The sequence below is a fragment of the Nocardia aobensis NBRC 100429 genome (assembly GCF_000308375.1).
Lineage (GTDB): Bacteria > Actinomycetota > Actinomycetes > Mycobacteriales > Mycobacteriaceae > Nocardia > Nocardia aobensis.
The window spans coordinates 1-14,271 of record NZ_BAFQ01000156.1 but is presented as its reverse complement, the minus strand read 5'-3'; the positions used below and the strand labels follow the sequence as shown (position 1 = coordinate 14,271).

The following is a 14,271-nucleotide window of genomic DNA, read 5'->3' as shown; positions in this document are numbered from 1 at the left end:
CCGTGATCACCGGGTTGTGCTCGGGAAGGAGGACGACGCCGGTGGCCAGGTGGATGGTCGAGGTGACCGCGGCGGCGTAGGTCAGGCAGGTGAACGGATCGAGCCAGTCGGCGGTGGCCGGGACGGCGATGCGGCCGTCGTCGGAATAGGGGTAGGTGGACGACGAATCGTCGACCATCACGACGTGCTCGCCGCACCACAGCGTGCCGAAGCCGCGGCGTTCGGCCTGCCGCGCGGTCGCGTCGATGATCTCCGGCCGGGATCCGGAGCCGATTCCCAGACCGTGCAACCCGAATCGCATGGCATCGCCGCCTCGTCTGTTTCCGGTGGGACCGGAATTTTAGCCGGTAGCGCTCTCACCAGCACAGTCGTGGACGCTGTATTCCCGGAGGCAAACTGGTCGCCGGAAGCAGGAATAACCCGCGAAGGCCCCCGGGTTGTCTCACGTCACAGGGCACCGAAGGGAGAACACTCGGATGGTTGGCGCATGATCGACGGCGTGAACGAACAACCGCACACTGGGCTACCGACTCCTGGTGTACCGCCCGTTCCGCCGAGTTCTTCGGCCATGCGCAGAGCCTTGCGGCGTGCGCGCGACGGGGCGACGCTCAATCTCGACGAGGCCGTGGTGCTCCTGCACGCACGCGGTGCGGATCTCGAGGATCTGTCCGCGTCCGCGGTGCGGGTGCGGGACGCGGGATTGCGGGAGACGTATTCCGGGGACACCCTGCCCATCACCTATTCGCGCAAGGTGTTCATTCCGCTCACCCGCCTGTGCCGCGACAAATGTCATTACTGCACGTTCGTGACGGTGCCCGGCAAGCTGCGCGCCGAAGGTCACGGCATGTATCTGGAACCCGACGAGGTGCTCGAGATCGCCCGCAAGGGTGCCGAATTGGGTTGTAAGGAAGCGCTTTTCACGCTGGGCGACCGTCCGGAGGATCGCTGGCCGGAGGCGCGGCAGTGGCTGGACGAGCGTGGCTACGATTCCACGCTCGACTATGTGCGCGCCATGTCGATCCGGGTGCTCGAGGAAACCGGTCTGCTGCCGCATCTGAACCCGGGGGTGATGAGCTGGGCGGAGATGTCGCGGCTCAAGCCGGTCGCCCCGTCGATGGGCATGATGCTGGAAACCACCTCCGAGCGCCTGTTCACCGAGCGTGGTCAGGCGCATTACGGCAGCCCGGACAAGGATCCGCAGGTGCGGCTGCGTGCCCTCACCGATGCGGGGCGGCTGAGCATTCCGTTCACCACCGGCATCCTCGTCGGCATCGGTGAGACCTACGCCGAGCGCGTCGACTCGATCCTCGCGATCCGCAAGTCGCACAAGGCGTTCGGACATGTGCAGGAGGTGATCGTGCAGAACTTCCTGGCCAAGTCCGATACCGCCATGCGCGACACCCCCGACGCCGATCTGGCGGAGTTCCGCGCCACGATCGCGGTGACCCGGCTGCTGCTCGGGCCCAAGATGCGGATTCAGGCCCCGCCGAATCTGGTGTCGCTCGACGAGTGCCGGGCCCTGATCGACGCCGGTATCGACGACTGGGGCGGGGTGTCGCCACTGACTCCGGATCATGTGAATCCGGAGCGGCCGTGGCCGAATCTCGAGGTGCTCGCCGAGGTGACCGCACAGGCCGGTTACACGCTGACCGAGCGATTGACGGCGCATCCGAAATATGTGCTCGCCGGCAATCCCTGGATCGACCCGCGCGTGCTGGGACATGTTGCCGCACTGGCCGATCCGCGCACCGGGCTGGCTCGCGATGTGAATCCGTCCGGGCACCCGTGGCAGGAACCCGACCAGTCCTGGGAGTCGCTGGGCCGGGTGGATCTCAACACCGCCATCGACACCGAGGGCCGCAACACCGAGTCCCGCAGCGATTCCGGGCTGGACAGCGACGGCTTCGGCGCCTTCGGCGACTGGGAAACCGTTCGGGAACAAGTACTTTCGCTCAGCGCACCGGTGAAGCTCGATACCGACGTGCTGAGCGCGCTGCGTGCCGCGGAGAAGGATCCGGCCGGGCTCACCGACGACCAATACCTGGCGCTGGCCACCGCCGACGGCGCGGAACTCGACGCCATCGCCGCCCTGGCCGATCAACTGCGCCGCGACACCGTCGGCGACGACGTCACCTACGTGGTGAACCGGAATATCAACTTCACCAACATCTGCTACACCGGCTGCCGATTCTGCGCGTTCGCGCAGCGCAAGGGCGATGCCGACGCGTTCACCCTGTCCGCCGACGAGGTGGCCGAACGCGCCTGGGAAGCGTATGTGGAGGGCGCCACCGAGGTGTGTATGCAGGGCGGCATCGACCCCGACCTGCCGGTCACCGGGTATGCCGATCTGGTGCGGGCGGTCAAGAAGCGGGTGCCGTCGATGCATGTGCACGCGTTCAGTCCGATGGAGATCGTCAACGGCGCCTCGCGCGGCGGGCAGAGCGTGCACGATTGGCTCTCGGCGCTGAAAGAGGCCGGGCTGGATACGATTCCGGGCACCGCCGCGGAAATCCTCGACGACGAGGTGCGCTGGGTGCTCACCAAGGGCAAGCTGCCCACCTCGGCGTGGATCGACGTCATCACCACCGCGCACAAACTCGGCATTCGGTCGAGTTCGACGATGATGTACGGCCACGTCGACAATCCGAAGCACTGGGTCGGCCACCTGCGGGTGCTGCGCGGCATTCAGGACGAGACCGGTGGGTTCACCGAATTCGTGTTGTTGCCGTTCGTGCACCAGAGCGCGCCGCTGTATCTGGCGGGCGCGTCGCGGCCGGGGCCGACGATCCGGGACAACCGCGCGGCGCACGCACTGGCGCGCATCATGCTGCACGGGCGTATCGCCAATATCCAGACCAGCTGGGTGAAACTGGGTATCACCGGCACCCAGGTGATGCTCAACGGCGGCGCCAACGATCTGGGCGGTACGTTGATGGAGGAGACTATTTCCCGGATGGCCGGATCGGAGCACGGCTCGGCGAAGTCGGTGGCCGAACTGGTCGAGATCGGCGCCGGGATCGGTCGCCCGGTGCGGGAGCGCACCACCACTTACGGAATACCGAAACACCAGGTGTCGGCCCTGCCGCTGACGGTCGGCTGATCGCGGCGCGGCGCCGCTTCCGGCACCGGAGTCGCGGAACTCCGGAGGCGGCGTCGCGCACACCGGCCGCCCCGGCGAACCGGTCTGGAGAACACCGTCGGACACGGTGTGTCGCATCCCGCCGGGATCGACAAGTTAGGCAAGGCTGACCAGTTGTAATGTGAGTCGCCGGGATACTGTTGCGCGGGCGGAAGTGTCCCGCAGGCAAGGACAGACTAGGAGAACGGCAGTGCCGTACATCATCGCTGAACCGTGCGTTGACGTGAAGGACAAGGCGTGCATCGAGGAATGCCCCGTGGACTGCATCTACGAGGGCAATCGCATGCTGTACATCCAACCCGACGAGTGCGTGGACTGTGGTGCATGTGAGCCGGTGTGCCCGGTGGAAGCGATCTTCTACGAGGACGACACCCCGGATCAGTGGAGCGGGTACATCAACGCCAACGTCGACTTCTTCGACGACCTCGGCTCGCCCGGCGGCGCGACCAAGGTCGGCAAGACCGACTACGACGTGCCGTTCATCGCCGCGCTGCCGCCGATGGCGAACGAGTAGGTAGCGTTTCGGTGATCCGCGATCGTGTGCGGGTCAGCAGTCTGCTGCCCGATTTTCCCTGGGACACCATCGCCGGGGCCAAGGCTCGCGCCGCGGCGCATCCCGACGGCATCGTCGACCTGTCGGTGGGTACGCCGGTCGACCCGGTCGACCCGCTGATCCGCGCGGCGCTGGACTCGGCCGCGGACGTACCCGGATATCCCGCCACCTACGGCACCCCCGAACTGCGGGAGGCCGCCGTGGCGGCGGTGGCGCGCCGCTTCGGCATGTCCGGTATCGGCTCCGATGCGGTGCTGCCGGTTATCGGCACCAAGGAACTGATCGCCGGATTGCCGCGACTGCTCGGCCTCGGCCCCGCGGATCTGGTGGTGATTCCGGAGGTGGCGTATCCGACCTACGAGGTGGGTGCGCTGCTGTCGGGTTCGCGAATTCTGCGCGCCGACGGCATGACCCGGCTGGGCCCGGAATCACCGGCGCTGATCTACCTGAACTCGCCGTCCAACCCCACCGGCCGGGTGCTCGGCATCGATCATCTGCGCAAGGTGGTGGCCTTCGCGCGCGAACGCGGAGCGATCGTCGCCTCCGACGAGTGCTACCTGGGCCTGACCTGGGACGCCGAGGCGGTGTCCATCCTCGACCCGCGCGTCAGCGACGGCGACCACACCGGTCTGCTGGCCATCCACTCGCTGTCGAAGACGTCGAATCTGGCCAGCTACCGGGCCGGTTTCGTGACCGGCGACATCGAGCTGATCCGGGAGCTGCTGGAGGTGCGCAAGCATTCCGGCATGATGGTCCCGTATCCGATCCAGGCCGCGATGACCGCGGCACTGGCCGACGACCGGCACGAGGCGCAGCAGCGCGAACGTTACCGCGCCCGCCGCGAGGTGCTGCGAAAGGCATTGGTGGAGGCGGGTTTCCGCATCGACCACTCCGAGGCCGGCCTGTACCTGTGGTCCACGCGCGGCGAGAACTGCCGCACCACCCTGGACTGGCTCGCCGAACGCGGCATCCTCGCCGCACCCGGTGACTTCTACGGCCCGACCGGCACCGAGCACGTGCGCATCGCCCTGACCGCGACCGACGAGCGCATCGCGGCCGCGGCGGTCCGGCTGTCCGCCTGAGACGGCGGCCGGGCCGCGCCCAGGCTCGGTCAGCTATCGACCGGCGACGCGACGCGCGTCGTACTCGCCGGTTTATCGCTGCATCGGGGCATGACCGGACTAGCCTGGCGTTATGGACGCTGTCACGGTTGTCCCGACTCCGGCGAACGAGCCGGTTCACTCGTATGCGCCGGGGAGCCGGGAACGAGAACTACTGATCGGCAAACTTGCCGAAATTTCCGGGCAAACGGTCGATGTGCCGCTGGTGATCGGCGGCAAGCATCGGCCGGGGACCGGGCCCCGCTCCGAGATCGTGATGCCGCATCGGCACGCGCACGCGTTGGGCACCTACGCCGATGTGACTCAGGAGGAAGGCCGGGCCGCGATCGAGGCCGCGACGGCCGCGGCGCCGCAGTGGCGGGCGCTGCCGTTCACCGAACGCGCCGCGGTGCTGCTGCGGGCCGCCGATCTGCTGGCCGGCCCGTGGCGGGAGACGGTGGCCGCCGCGACCATGCTGGGCCAGTCGAAATCGGTGTATCAGGCCGAAATCGACGCGCCCTGCGAGCTGGTGGACTTCTGGCGGTTCAACGTCGCCTTCGCGAGCCACATCCTGGCACAGCAGCCGGAATCGTCTGCGGGCGTGTGGAATCGGATGGATTACCGTCCGCTCGAGGGGTTCGTCTACGCGATCACCCCGTTCAACTTCAGCGCGATCGCCGGGAATCTGCCGACCGCGCCGGCCCTGATGGGCAATACCGTGGTGTGGAAGCCCTCGCCCACCCAGACACTGGCGGCCTATTACACGATGCGAGTGCTCGAGGAGGCCGGGCTGCCGCCGGGTGTGATCAATCTGGTCACCGGTGACGGCATCGAACTGTCGGAGGCCGCGCTGACCGATCCGCGCCTGGCCGGTATCCACTTCACCGGCTCGACCCGCACCTTCCAGCACCTGTGGCAGCGGGTGAGCTCGAATATCGGTCACTACCACGGATATCCGCGGCTGGTGGGCGAGACGGGCGGGAAGGATTTCGTGCTCGCGCACCGCTCGGCCGATCCGGATGCCTTGCGTACCGCGCTGATTCGCGGTGCCTACGAATATCAGGGACAGAAATGTTCTGCTGCCTCCCGCGCCTATATTCCGCGCTCGCTGTGGCGGGAGATGGGCGACGATTTCCTCACCCAGGTCGACGAACTGAGCTACGGCGACGTGGCCGATCTGACGAATTTCGGTGGAGCCGTGATCGATCGGCGCGCCTACGACAAGAACGTCGCCGCGATCGAGCGGGCCCGCGCGGCCGGTCTGGGCATACCCGCCGGCGGCACCTACGACGACAGCGAGGGCTTCTTCGTCCAGCCGACCGTGCTCCTCGCCGATACCCCGCGTGACGAGGCGTTCACCACCGAATACTTCGGCCCGATCCTGGCGGTGTACGTCTACGACGACGATCACCCCGAGGCATTCGATGCGATGCTCGCGGAAGTGGATTCGGCGGCGCCCTATGCGCTGACCGGCGCGGTCTTCGCCCGCGATCGAGCCGCGATCGACCGGGCCGCCACCGCGCTGCGCTTCACCGCGGGCAATTTCTACGTCAACGACAAGCCGACCGGCGCGGTGGTCGGTCAGCAGCCGTTCGGCGGCGCGCGCGCATCCGGCACCGACGACAAGGCCGGGTCGTATCTGAATCTGCTGCGCTGGGTCGCGCCCCGCACACTGAAGGAAACCTTCGTGCCACCGACCGATTACCGGTATCCGCACATGGAGTCGGAATGAACGGCGAACCGGTGGCCCTACCCGGCAGGCGACGATGAACCCGCTGCGCCCCGCGATCCTCGCCGCCGCCGGTTCGGTGCGAATGAAGCGGGCGATCACCGGGTTTCCGGTCACCGCCGAGGTTGTGCATCGATTCGTGGCCGGTGAGACGCGCACCGACCTCGCTCCGGTCGTCGCCGCGCTACTCGACAGCGGCCGGATGGTGAGCGTCGACTTTCTCGGTGAGTACACGACCGAGCGGTTGATGGCCGACGACGCGGTCGCCGAATATCTGGCATTGATCGACGACCTGGCCCGATGGAATCTCCAGGCCCGGTGGAACCGATCGTGGTCGGTGCAATCCGTTGCACCGGTGGAGGTTTCGGTGAAACTGTCCGCGCTGGGGCAGTCGCTGGGGCTCGACGGCCCCGAGATCGCCACCGCGAATCTGCATACGCTGTGCGAGCGGGCGCAGCAGGCGGGGGTCTGGATCACCGTCGACGCGGAGGACCACACCACCACCGAAACCACCGAGTCGACCGTGCGCATGGTGCGTGCCGATTATCCCTGGTTAGCGGTCGCCACCCAGACCTATCTGCGCCGTGCCGAGGATCGCTGTCGCGTCGCCGCGGCCGAGGGCGCGCGAATCCGGTTGTGCAAGGGCGCGTATCGCGAGCCGGAGTCCGTCGCCTACCAGCGCACCGCCGATGTGGACGAGTCGTATCTGCGCTGCCTGGAATTGCTCATGGCCGGGTCCGGATATCCGATGGCCGCCACCCACGATCCGGTCATGATCGCCGCCGCGCACGACATGGCCGCTCGGAACGGGCGCGCGCCGGGCGATTTCGAATTCCAGATGCTCTACGGCATTCGCTCCATCGAACAGCAGCGCCTCGCCGAGGCCGGTCACGCGGTGCGGGTCTACGTGCCCTACGGCAACCAGTGGTACGGCTATCTGATGCGGCGGCTGGCCGAACGCCCGGCCAACCTCGGCTTCTTCTTCCGCGCCCTCGCCGAGCGCTGAATCAGACCAGCGGCCGGCCGAAGCGCCGGCGCAACCGCATATCCGCGAGATAGAAGTTGAACGGGAAGACCCGGATCACCGTGGGCATCCGCGTCCACACCGCTGAGATCGAGCGCAGGATGAACCGGAACCGGCGTTCGTCGCGTGCGGTCCAGCGCATACCCATCTCGTCGCGCAGGTGCTGCGGAAGCAGGGCGGTGACGGTGAACCGGTGGAAACGCCCGGCCAGCAACTGAATCAAGCGCGGCTGCATCTTCAGATCGATCAGATCGTTGAAGTAGCGGCGCACCGGCTCGTCGATGGTCTTCGTCGCGAGGTTCTCCTCCCAGAACGCGTAGAACGCGTCCCGGTCGGCCGGCCACATCTCCGGACGCATCTGCAGACCGGTACCGAGCCGGACGCTGTAGCGGTAGAAACGTTCGGCGAGTTCGGGATCCATCGGTCCGCGCATGCGCTGGTACAGATCGTCGACGCCCCAGTACAGGCAGGCCGCCACCCACAACTGCAACTTCGGATCGAAGGCGTTGTACTTGACCGGGCTGTTCGGACCCGAATGCACGGGACGGTGCGAGGCATTGACCGCCTCCCGATAGCTCTGCACGTCCTCGTCGTTGCCCAGCCACGCCACGGCCAGATAGGTCAGCGTGGTGCGCAGGCGCTTGATCGGATGCAGGGTCACCTTGCCGCTGTCGACCGTGCTCTCCAGGACGCCGTAGCCGACCGGCGGGTGGCTGAGCTGCATGATCACGTTCGCGGCGCCGCCGAGGAAGGCGGCCACGCCGTCGATGTGTTCGCGCACCGTCTCCCGGGTGAGTTCGTCGCCCGGAACCTCGGGCTCGTAGTCGGTCGCGCGCAGGGGGGCGGTCATCGTCGACTCGTCTCCTGTTCCTCCCCGCCGGATCGGCGAGAGAATATGAGAAGCTTTCGTGTAAACCTTCTCATCGGTGTGGCATCATGTCAACCAGGGCCGCTGACCATGTGGGATGATGAGAGCGTCACCGTGTCCGCGACCCGGGTGAAGGAGAGGAACGACCATGACCGGCTCGACCAAACTGTCGACTCGGCTCCTGCCACTGGTGCGTGGCGCGGGTCCGGAGGACCGCAATCAGACCACGGTACTCGACGCGGCGCTGCTGGCTTTCCTGGATTTCGGCATCAAACGCACCAGCATGGTCGAGGTCGCGCGGCGTGGGCGGCTGTCGCTGGCGACGTTGTACCGGCGCTTCGCGGGTAAGTCCGATCTGATCCAGGCCGTCGGGCTGTGGCAGGCGCGCCAGTTCGTGGAACAGGTCGACGCCGCGGTGCAGCGCCAGATCGATCGAGACGCCAGCGCCGAGGATCAGATCGTCGAACTGTTCGTCGCCTTCCTGGACGGGTTGCGTGGCAACAAACTGCTGGACCGGCTGCTGACCACCGAACCGGAGGTCGTCTTGCCCTATCTCACCGTGCAGGGCGCGCCGGTGATCGAGCTGGGGCGCGACTACGTCGCCGAATTCATCACCCGCCTGCAGACGGAAGGCAAACTGCCGCAGTACGATCCGCTGCCGCTGGCCGAATTGGTCGCCCGCAACGCGCTCTCGCTCGCGCTGACTCCGCAGACGCTGATCCCGGTCGACGACGAGGCCGCCTGCCGGCGGTTCGCCCGCGACCACGTGGTTCCCGGTTTCCGGATCCCCTAGTCCTACCGGTTCTCCAGTCGCCCGGGGCGCCGCCACGCCTTCCGGATCGCGCCCACGAGCCGGGGCACTCACACAAGTCGCAGCCCCAGGCGGCGCCGGACTCGCATGTCGAACATATACGCGTTGACCGGAAACATCTTGAGCTGCTTGGGGACTCGATCCTCCACCACGCCGACCGCGTGCAGGAGCTGGGCCAGGCGGCGGTCGTCGGACGCCGTCCACGGCATCTCCATCTGCGCGCGCAGATTCGGCGGCAGCAATCCGGCGACCACCCAGCGGTGAAATCGCCCGAATGCCAAGCGAATCGGGGGCGGGAACATCTTCAGATCCACCAGATCGTCGAAGTACGCGCGGATCACCGGATCGATGCGGACCTCGGCGAGCTGCCGGTTCCAGTAGGCGTCGAAGGCGGCGCGATCGGCCGGCCACATCGCCTGCGGCATCTGCAGTGTGGTCCCGAACCGGGCGGCATGGCGGTAGAAGGCCTCGGCCTCCTGCTCCGGCATCGGGCCGTGCATCCGCTCGTAGAGGTCGCGTGAACCCCAATACAGGCAGGCTGCCACCCACAGCTGCAGCTTCGGATCGAAGGCGTTGTACTTGACCGGGCTCTGCGCGGTCGAGCGGACCTGGCGATGCTGCCAGTTCACCGCCGCGCGGTAGACGGCGCGCTCGTCGTCGCTGCCCAGCATGGCCACGGCGAGGTAGGTCAGCGTGGTGCGGGTGCGTTTGACCGGATGGAGCATCACCTTGCCGCTGTCGACGGTGCTCTCCACCACGCCGTAGCCGACGGGCGGGAGTGACAGCTGCATGATGACGTTGACCGCGGCACCGAAGAAGGCGGCCGAACCGTCCAGGTGCGCCGCGACATCGTATTCGGCGACCGGTTGCCCGGGCGACGTGCGAATGGACGTGGTCATCGTCGACCCCCATCTCCGCGTGAGAAGACTGCACTTCGACAGTCTCACCACCTCACTGCGCTGTCAACGGCCGCGCGACGACGAGACGAATTCGCAACAGGCCGCCCGGCAGGGAAGAGTGCCGACGGTGCCGATGCGATGGGCCCGATTGATAGGTTGGCCCGATGTCCTACGGTTCGCTGCCGCTGTTGCCCTCGCTGAATCCGGCCGCCGTGGCCGCCGGCTACGACATTCCCGATGCGGTCACCATCGACGGTGAGACGCTCTCGCGCAGCGATCTGGTCGGCGCCGCGACCTCGGTGGCCGAACGGATCGCCGGGGCCGGCCGCGTCGCTATCCTCGCCCGCCCGACCGCCACCACCATGCTGGGCATCCTCGGCTGCCTGATCGCCGGGGTCGCCGCCGTGCCGGTGCCGCCGGACGCCGGATCGGCCGAACTGGACCACATCCTCGCCGATTCCGGGGCGCGGGCCTGGCTCGGTGCGGCGCCGGGAAACTCCACGCTGCCGGTGATCCCGGTGCGCAAGCACGCCCGTTCGTGGCACAGCCATCCCGAACCCGCCGCTAACACAACGGCTTTCATCCTCTACACCTCGGGGACCACCGGGGCGCCCAAGGGGGTGGTGCTCAGTCGCGGCGCCATCGCGGCCGGTCTCGACGCCCTGTTCGAGGCGTGGTCGTGGACCTCGAAAGATGTTCTGGTACATGGTCTTCCGCTGTTCCACGTGCACGGTTTGATCCTCGGTGTGCTGGGGCCGCTGCGGATCGGCAGCCCGCTCGTGCACACCGGTAAACCGACTCCGGCCGCCTATGCCGCGGCAGGCGGAACCATGTACTTCGGTGTGCCGACGGTCTGGTCACGCATCGCCGAAGATCCGGACGCTGCAAAGGAATTGGCGAATGCCCGGCTCCTGGTCTCCGGTAGTGCGCCGCTGCCGGTTCCGGTCTTCGAACGGCTGCGCGAACTGACCGGGCAGGCGCCGGTGGAGCGTTACGGTATGAGCGAAACCATGATCACCCTGTCCACCCGGGCCGACGGCGAGCGCCGGCCGGGGTGGGTCGGCCTGCCGGTGACGGGTGTGCAGACCCGGTTGCGCGACGAGGCGGGGGCGCCGGTTCCGCACGACGGCGAGAGTATCGGCGGACTGCAGGTGCGCGGGCCCATGCTGTTCGACGGCTATCTCGGCCGGCCGGAGGCCACCGCCGAGAGCTGGACCGAGGACGGCTGGTTCGTCACCGGCGACGTGGCGGCGATCGACGCCGAGGGATTCCATCGCATCGTCGGGCGCGAATCGGTGGATCTGATCAAATCCGGCGGGTATCGCGTCGGGGCCGGCGAGGTCGAAACCTGTCTGCTCGGCCACCCGAGTGTGGCCGAGGTCGCCGTGGTCGGGATCGAGGACGCGGATCTGGGGCAGCGCATCCGGGCCTACGTCGTGCCGCGACCCGACACCGCGATCTCCGAGCGCGAACTCGTCGACTTCGTCGTCCAGCAGCTCTCGGCGCACAAACGCCCGCGTGAGGTGCTGATGGTGACCGAATTGCCGCGCAACGCGATGGGCAAGGTCCAGAAGAAGCTGCTGCGCTGACGTATCGATCCGGTGCCGGGAACGTGCCGGGTTGACCTGTACCGCACTCGAGGTTCTAAGGTCGGCGCATGATCGCAACGCTGTCTGCAGCCCAGATCGAGTATCTGGCGGGCCAACGCCTGGGTCGGCTGGCCACCATCCGCCCGGACGGATCGCCGCAGAACAACCCGGTGGGTTTCCGCTACAACGAAGCCCTCGGCACCATCGACATCGCGGGCCACAACATGGGCGCCTCGCAGAAGTTCCGCAACCTCGGCAAGGAGGAGCGGGTCGCCTTCGTCGTGGACGATATCGCCTCGGTGAATCCATGGCAGGTGCGCTGCCTCGAAATCCGCGGCGTGGCACAGGCTTTGCGAGATGTGGACACCTACCTCGACGGCGACTCGCGCGAGTTGATCCGCATCACCCCGCAACGCGTGCTGGCCTTCGGAATCGAATAGGAGCGCTGATGCGGAACGCCCCACCCGGGCCGGGTGGGGCGTTGGTACAAAGTCGGCTATACCCCAAACTTTGCCGCGTAGTAGTCCGCCGCGGCATCGCGATCACGCACCGAGCGCACCTTGTCGACTGGAGGAGTGATCCATCGCAGCGACCGCCACCCCGACACCGGCCGCAACACCCACGCACCGAATTCCCGGTGCATCGTGTATCCGCCGCCTTCGTCACGGGGGTCGCGCCGCAGCGACCGCAGCACTTGGCCGGCGTTGTGGCGTAACCAGAACAAGCGGTGGTGTTCGGTGCTGTCGCCGTATCGCCCCTGGGTCATCGGCATGTCAGTTCCCTCTCGCGCATTCCTCGGCGGTGACGATCCGCTCGATGCTGGAGTCGACGAAGTCGAACCTGATCAGTGCTTGTCCTTGCCAGCCGTCGCGAGTCCGAAGCTGCAGGGCGAGCCGCAATTCATGACGTTCAGGCGGGACATCGCAGGCCGCCCAGGCGTTCCCGATGATCGAGCCGACCCCGACGGTCGGCTTCGTGGGCATGAACCCGAGATTGCACGACTTCGCCGCGGCGTGCACAGGCGAGGCCGTGATCACGGTCCCCGCCAATGCCGCCAGAGCAGCACTGATGATGGTGATTGCTCCGATGCGCATCGTTCCCCCTGTCTTGTCTATCGGTCTGTTGTCATGCCCGCGGAGCGGACTGGAGTTGTGGTTCGGCACCTTCGTTCCGAGAGCTGCCAGCACGGCAATGTCCTGCTCGGTGGGGGCAGCGGGCGGCAGCTGGGAGGGCTGCCATGCCTGCAGGGCAGCGAGCAAGCTGTCCAGCAGTGCGATGCTCGCTGACCAGCTCGTCTGGGTTTCATCCGACGGGCGACTTTGTGGCAGTGCAGGTTTCATGACGGTGCCGCCAACGGGTTCGGCCGATGCCCCTCGTCGGGTGCGTACGCACCCTCCCGCTCGTAGGTGTGGCCGGTTGCCAGATCGTGGATGTCGGTGACCTCGGCAAGCTCGGGCGGGACTTTGCCGCGCAGGTGCGCCATGTCGGGCACGATCAGCAACTCGACCACGTGCGTCCTGATGTGTTCGGGCAATACTCCGGGATCGATCATGCTGCTGCTTTTCGTCATCCCGAGGTAGACATATCCGAGCCGTGCCGCGACCTGCCGTGCGGCCCGATCGACATCGGACATGGTCGCGATCAGGTCGACGCAGACGTAAGCCATCGCGCGCGGCTCAGTCTCGTCGTCTGCAGCGCAAGTTCGCCTACACGTCATCGCACTGGACCTCTGATGCGCATCGAACCCCCTGCGGATTACGAACTTTCGGGATTCGCTGCGGCCAGCAGACGATCGCTGTGTAGATCGCGATCGAAAGAAGAATGCTGCCGACCAGGAGCCAGATCACGAGCATCGCTCCCATACGCCAGTAGGGGCCCAGGTGACAGCGATGGGTTGGTGTGTTTGTCCGATCGAGTTTCGGTGTGCACTCGATTCCTCGGTTCTCACGGTGGCATCCCTCCGGGAATAGTCGATTGCCATCACCCGGCGCCGGGGCTGAGACCATCGGTGTCGGCCGTTCGAGCACCGATGCGCCGGATCGGCGACCACCCGGCGCCGGGGTGAACCGACCGTAAGAATCAGGAGCACCCAACCGCAAGGAATATTCTAGAATATTCTTATTCAATTTCTGGAACGTCGCGTTGACATGCACTAACCTCGCATGCATACCGATCCTTCAAGAATGATTGGACCTCACATGCGAGTAACGTTCATTGGCGGCGGTAGCGGCGATGGCGGGTCACCCCGGTTGTGGCAGCCCGACGATCAGCAGCGCATCGTGATCCAGGGGTACCGAACTGGAGAGGACGCGTGTGTCGAGATTCCGCACGAGCTGTTAGGCCTCGCCGTTCCGGGCACCCGGTTTCCGGTCTTCGAAGACACAGGTCACGGCACTTACCTCGTCCGAGGTGATCTTGTCGATGACGCGGAAGCGTTGGAGATCATGAATATTCCGGATCATGAGGCCGCCGTCGAGATTGCGCTCGTCCAGGGGGTTCGGTAGATGCGTCTGTACAGCCGTACCGAGCTTCCACAACTGCTTGGGCTTGCGACAAGGG

15 protein-coding genes are annotated in these 14,271 nt (G+C 66.6%); 8 read left to right on the top strand and 7 right to left on the bottom strand.

What is annotated here, in order from left to right; translation table 11 throughout:
• Positions 1-301: LLM class flavin-dependent oxidoreductase (locus tag RJ03_RS20465; protein WP_036504857.1), on the bottom strand; the 301-nt coding region annotated here is incomplete at its 3' end.
• A gap of 186 nt (positions 302-487) precedes the next feature.
• On the opposite strand from RJ03_RS20465, the gene RJ03_RS20460 reads away from it, so the two are divergent.
• The 5 genes from RJ03_RS20460 (at position 488) to RJ03_RS20440 (ending at position 7,527) form a co-directional block, all read left to right on the top strand.
• Positions 488-3,100 (top strand): bifunctional FO biosynthesis protein CofGH, encoded by a 2,613-nt coding sequence (locus RJ03_RS20460; protein WP_083871208.1) that lies wholly within the window; start codon positions 488-490, stop codon positions 3,098-3,100.
• A gap of 229 nt (positions 3,101-3,329) precedes the next feature.
• The gene (gene fdxA, locus RJ03_RS38140) at positions 3,330-3,653 is read left to right on the top strand and encodes a ferredoxin (RefSeq protein WP_030514872.1); all 324 of its coding nucleotides are present in this window, start codon (positions 3,330-3,332) and stop codon (positions 3,651-3,653) included.
• 14 nt (positions 3,654-3,667) lie between these two features.
• Positions 3,668-4,774, top strand: coding sequence for a succinyldiaminopimelate transaminase (gene dapC / locus RJ03_RS20450; RefSeq protein ID WP_036504859.1), 1,107 nt, complete (start codon positions 3,668-3,670; stop codon positions 4,772-4,774).
• A gap of 112 nt (positions 4,775-4,886) precedes the next feature.
• A complete protein-coding gene (pruA, locus tag RJ03_RS20445; protein ID WP_036504856.1) occupies positions 4,887-6,524 on the top strand; it encodes an L-glutamate gamma-semialdehyde dehydrogenase in 1,638 nt (545 codons plus the stop codon).
• A 34-nt stretch (positions 6,525-6,558) separates the two neighbouring features.
• The gene (locus RJ03_RS20440) at positions 6,559-7,527 is read left to right on the top strand and encodes a proline dehydrogenase family protein (RefSeq protein WP_036504854.1); all 969 of its coding nucleotides are present in this window, start codon (positions 6,559-6,561) and stop codon (positions 7,525-7,527) included.
• Between the two features lies 1 nt (position 7,528).
• Here RJ03_RS20440 and RJ03_RS20435 read toward each other — a convergent pair whose 3' ends face one another.
• Positions 7,529-8,395 carry an oxygenase MpaB family protein gene (locus RJ03_RS20435; protein ID WP_036504852.1) on the bottom strand — a complete coding sequence of 289 codons (867 nt, stop codon included), beginning with the start codon at positions 8,393-8,395 and terminating at the stop codon, positions 7,529-7,531.
• A gap of 166 nt (positions 8,396-8,561) precedes the next feature.
• Between RJ03_RS20435 and RJ03_RS20430 the strand changes: the two genes are divergently transcribed.
• On the top strand, positions 8,562-9,206 hold the full coding sequence (locus RJ03_RS20430; protein WP_036504850.1) for a TetR/AcrR family transcriptional regulator: 645 nt from the start codon (positions 8,562-8,564) through the stop codon (positions 9,204-9,206).
• A 68-nt stretch (positions 9,207-9,274) separates the two neighbouring features.
• Here RJ03_RS20430 and RJ03_RS20425 read toward each other — a convergent pair whose 3' ends face one another.
• The gene (locus tag RJ03_RS20425) at positions 9,275-10,123 is read right to left on the bottom strand and encodes an oxygenase MpaB family protein (RefSeq protein WP_036504848.1); all 849 of its coding nucleotides are present in this window, start codon (positions 10,121-10,123) and stop codon (positions 9,275-9,277) included.
• Positions 10,124-10,287: 164 nt separating this feature from the next.
• Between RJ03_RS20425 and RJ03_RS20420 the strand changes: the two genes are divergently transcribed.
• Together RJ03_RS20420 and RJ03_RS20415 are read left to right on the top strand one after the other, a co-directional pair.
• The gene (locus RJ03_RS20420) at positions 10,288-11,712 is read left to right on the top strand and encodes an acyl-CoA synthetase (protein ID WP_036504847.1); all 1,425 of its coding nucleotides are present in this window, start codon (positions 10,288-10,290) and stop codon (positions 11,710-11,712) included.
• Positions 11,713-11,780: 68 nt separating this feature from the next.
• Positions 11,781-12,152 (top strand): PPOX class F420-dependent oxidoreductase, encoded by a 372-nt coding sequence (locus tag RJ03_RS20415; protein ID WP_036504845.1) that lies wholly within the window; start codon positions 11,781-11,783, stop codon positions 12,150-12,152.
• A 56-nt stretch (positions 12,153-12,208) separates the two neighbouring features.
• On the opposite strand, the gene RJ03_RS20410 is transcribed toward RJ03_RS20415, so the two are convergent.
• The 4 genes from RJ03_RS20410 to RJ03_RS38135 all read right to left on the bottom strand — a co-directional run.
• Positions 12,209-12,484 (bottom strand): hypothetical protein, encoded by a 276-nt coding sequence (locus tag RJ03_RS20410; RefSeq protein ID WP_036504843.1) that lies wholly within the window; start codon positions 12,482-12,484, stop codon positions 12,209-12,211.
• A 1-nt stretch (position 12,485) separates the two neighbouring features.
• Positions 12,486-13,052, bottom strand: a complete 567-nt coding sequence (locus RJ03_RS37275; protein WP_157163462.1) for a hypothetical protein — start codon at positions 13,050-13,052, stop codon at positions 12,486-12,488.
• Positions 13,049-13,378, bottom strand: coding sequence for a hypothetical protein (locus tag RJ03_RS20400; RefSeq protein ID WP_036504839.1), 330 nt, complete (start codon positions 13,376-13,378; stop codon positions 13,049-13,051). The genes RJ03_RS37275 and RJ03_RS20400 overlap by 4 nt, the downstream gene beginning before the upstream one ends.
• A 670-nt stretch (positions 13,379-14,048) precedes the next feature.
• On the bottom strand, positions 14,049-14,271 hold a 223-nt coding region (locus RJ03_RS38135), incomplete at its 5' end, for a hypothetical protein (RefSeq protein WP_218000982.1).

Excerpts from the sequence above, each read along its gene's own strand:
- RJ03_RS20460 (WP_083871208.1), top strand. The coding sequence starts at position 488 with ATGATCGACGGCGTGAACGAACAACCGCACACTGGGCTACCGACTCCT.
- pruA (WP_036504856.1), top strand. The coding sequence starts at position 4,887 with ATGGACGCTGTCACGGTTGTCCCGACTCCGGCGAACGAGCCGGTTCAC.
- RJ03_RS20440 (WP_036504854.1), top strand. The coding sequence starts at position 6,559 with ATGAACCCGCTGCGCCCCGCGATCCTCGCCGCCGCCGGTTCGGTGCGA.
- RJ03_RS20435 (WP_036504852.1), bottom strand. The coding sequence starts at position 8,395 with ATGACCGCCCCCCTGCGCGCGACCGACTACGAGCCCGAGGTTCCGGGC.
- RJ03_RS20430 (WP_036504850.1), top strand. The coding sequence starts at position 8,562 with ATGACCGGCTCGACCAAACTGTCGACTCGGCTCCTGCCACTGGTGCGT.
- RJ03_RS20425 (WP_036504848.1), bottom strand. The coding sequence starts at position 10,123 with ATGACCACGTCCATTCGCACGTCGCCCGGGCAACCGGTCGCCGAATAC.
- RJ03_RS20420 (WP_036504847.1), top strand. The coding sequence starts at position 10,288 with ATGTCCTACGGTTCGCTGCCGCTGTTGCCCTCGCTGAATCCGGCCGCC.
- RJ03_RS20415 (WP_036504845.1), top strand. The coding sequence starts at position 11,781 with ATGATCGCAACGCTGTCTGCAGCCCAGATCGAGTATCTGGCGGGCCAA.
- RJ03_RS20410 (WP_036504843.1), bottom strand. The coding sequence starts at position 12,484 with ATGCCGATGACCCAGGGGCGATACGGCGACAGCACCGAACACCACCGC.
- RJ03_RS37275 (WP_157163462.1), bottom strand. The coding sequence starts at position 13,052 with ATGAAACCTGCACTGCCACAAAGTCGCCCGTCGGATGAAACCCAGACG.
- RJ03_RS20400 (WP_036504839.1), bottom strand. The coding sequence starts at position 13,378 with ATGGCTTACGTCTGCGTCGACCTGATCGCGACCATGTCCGATGTCGAT.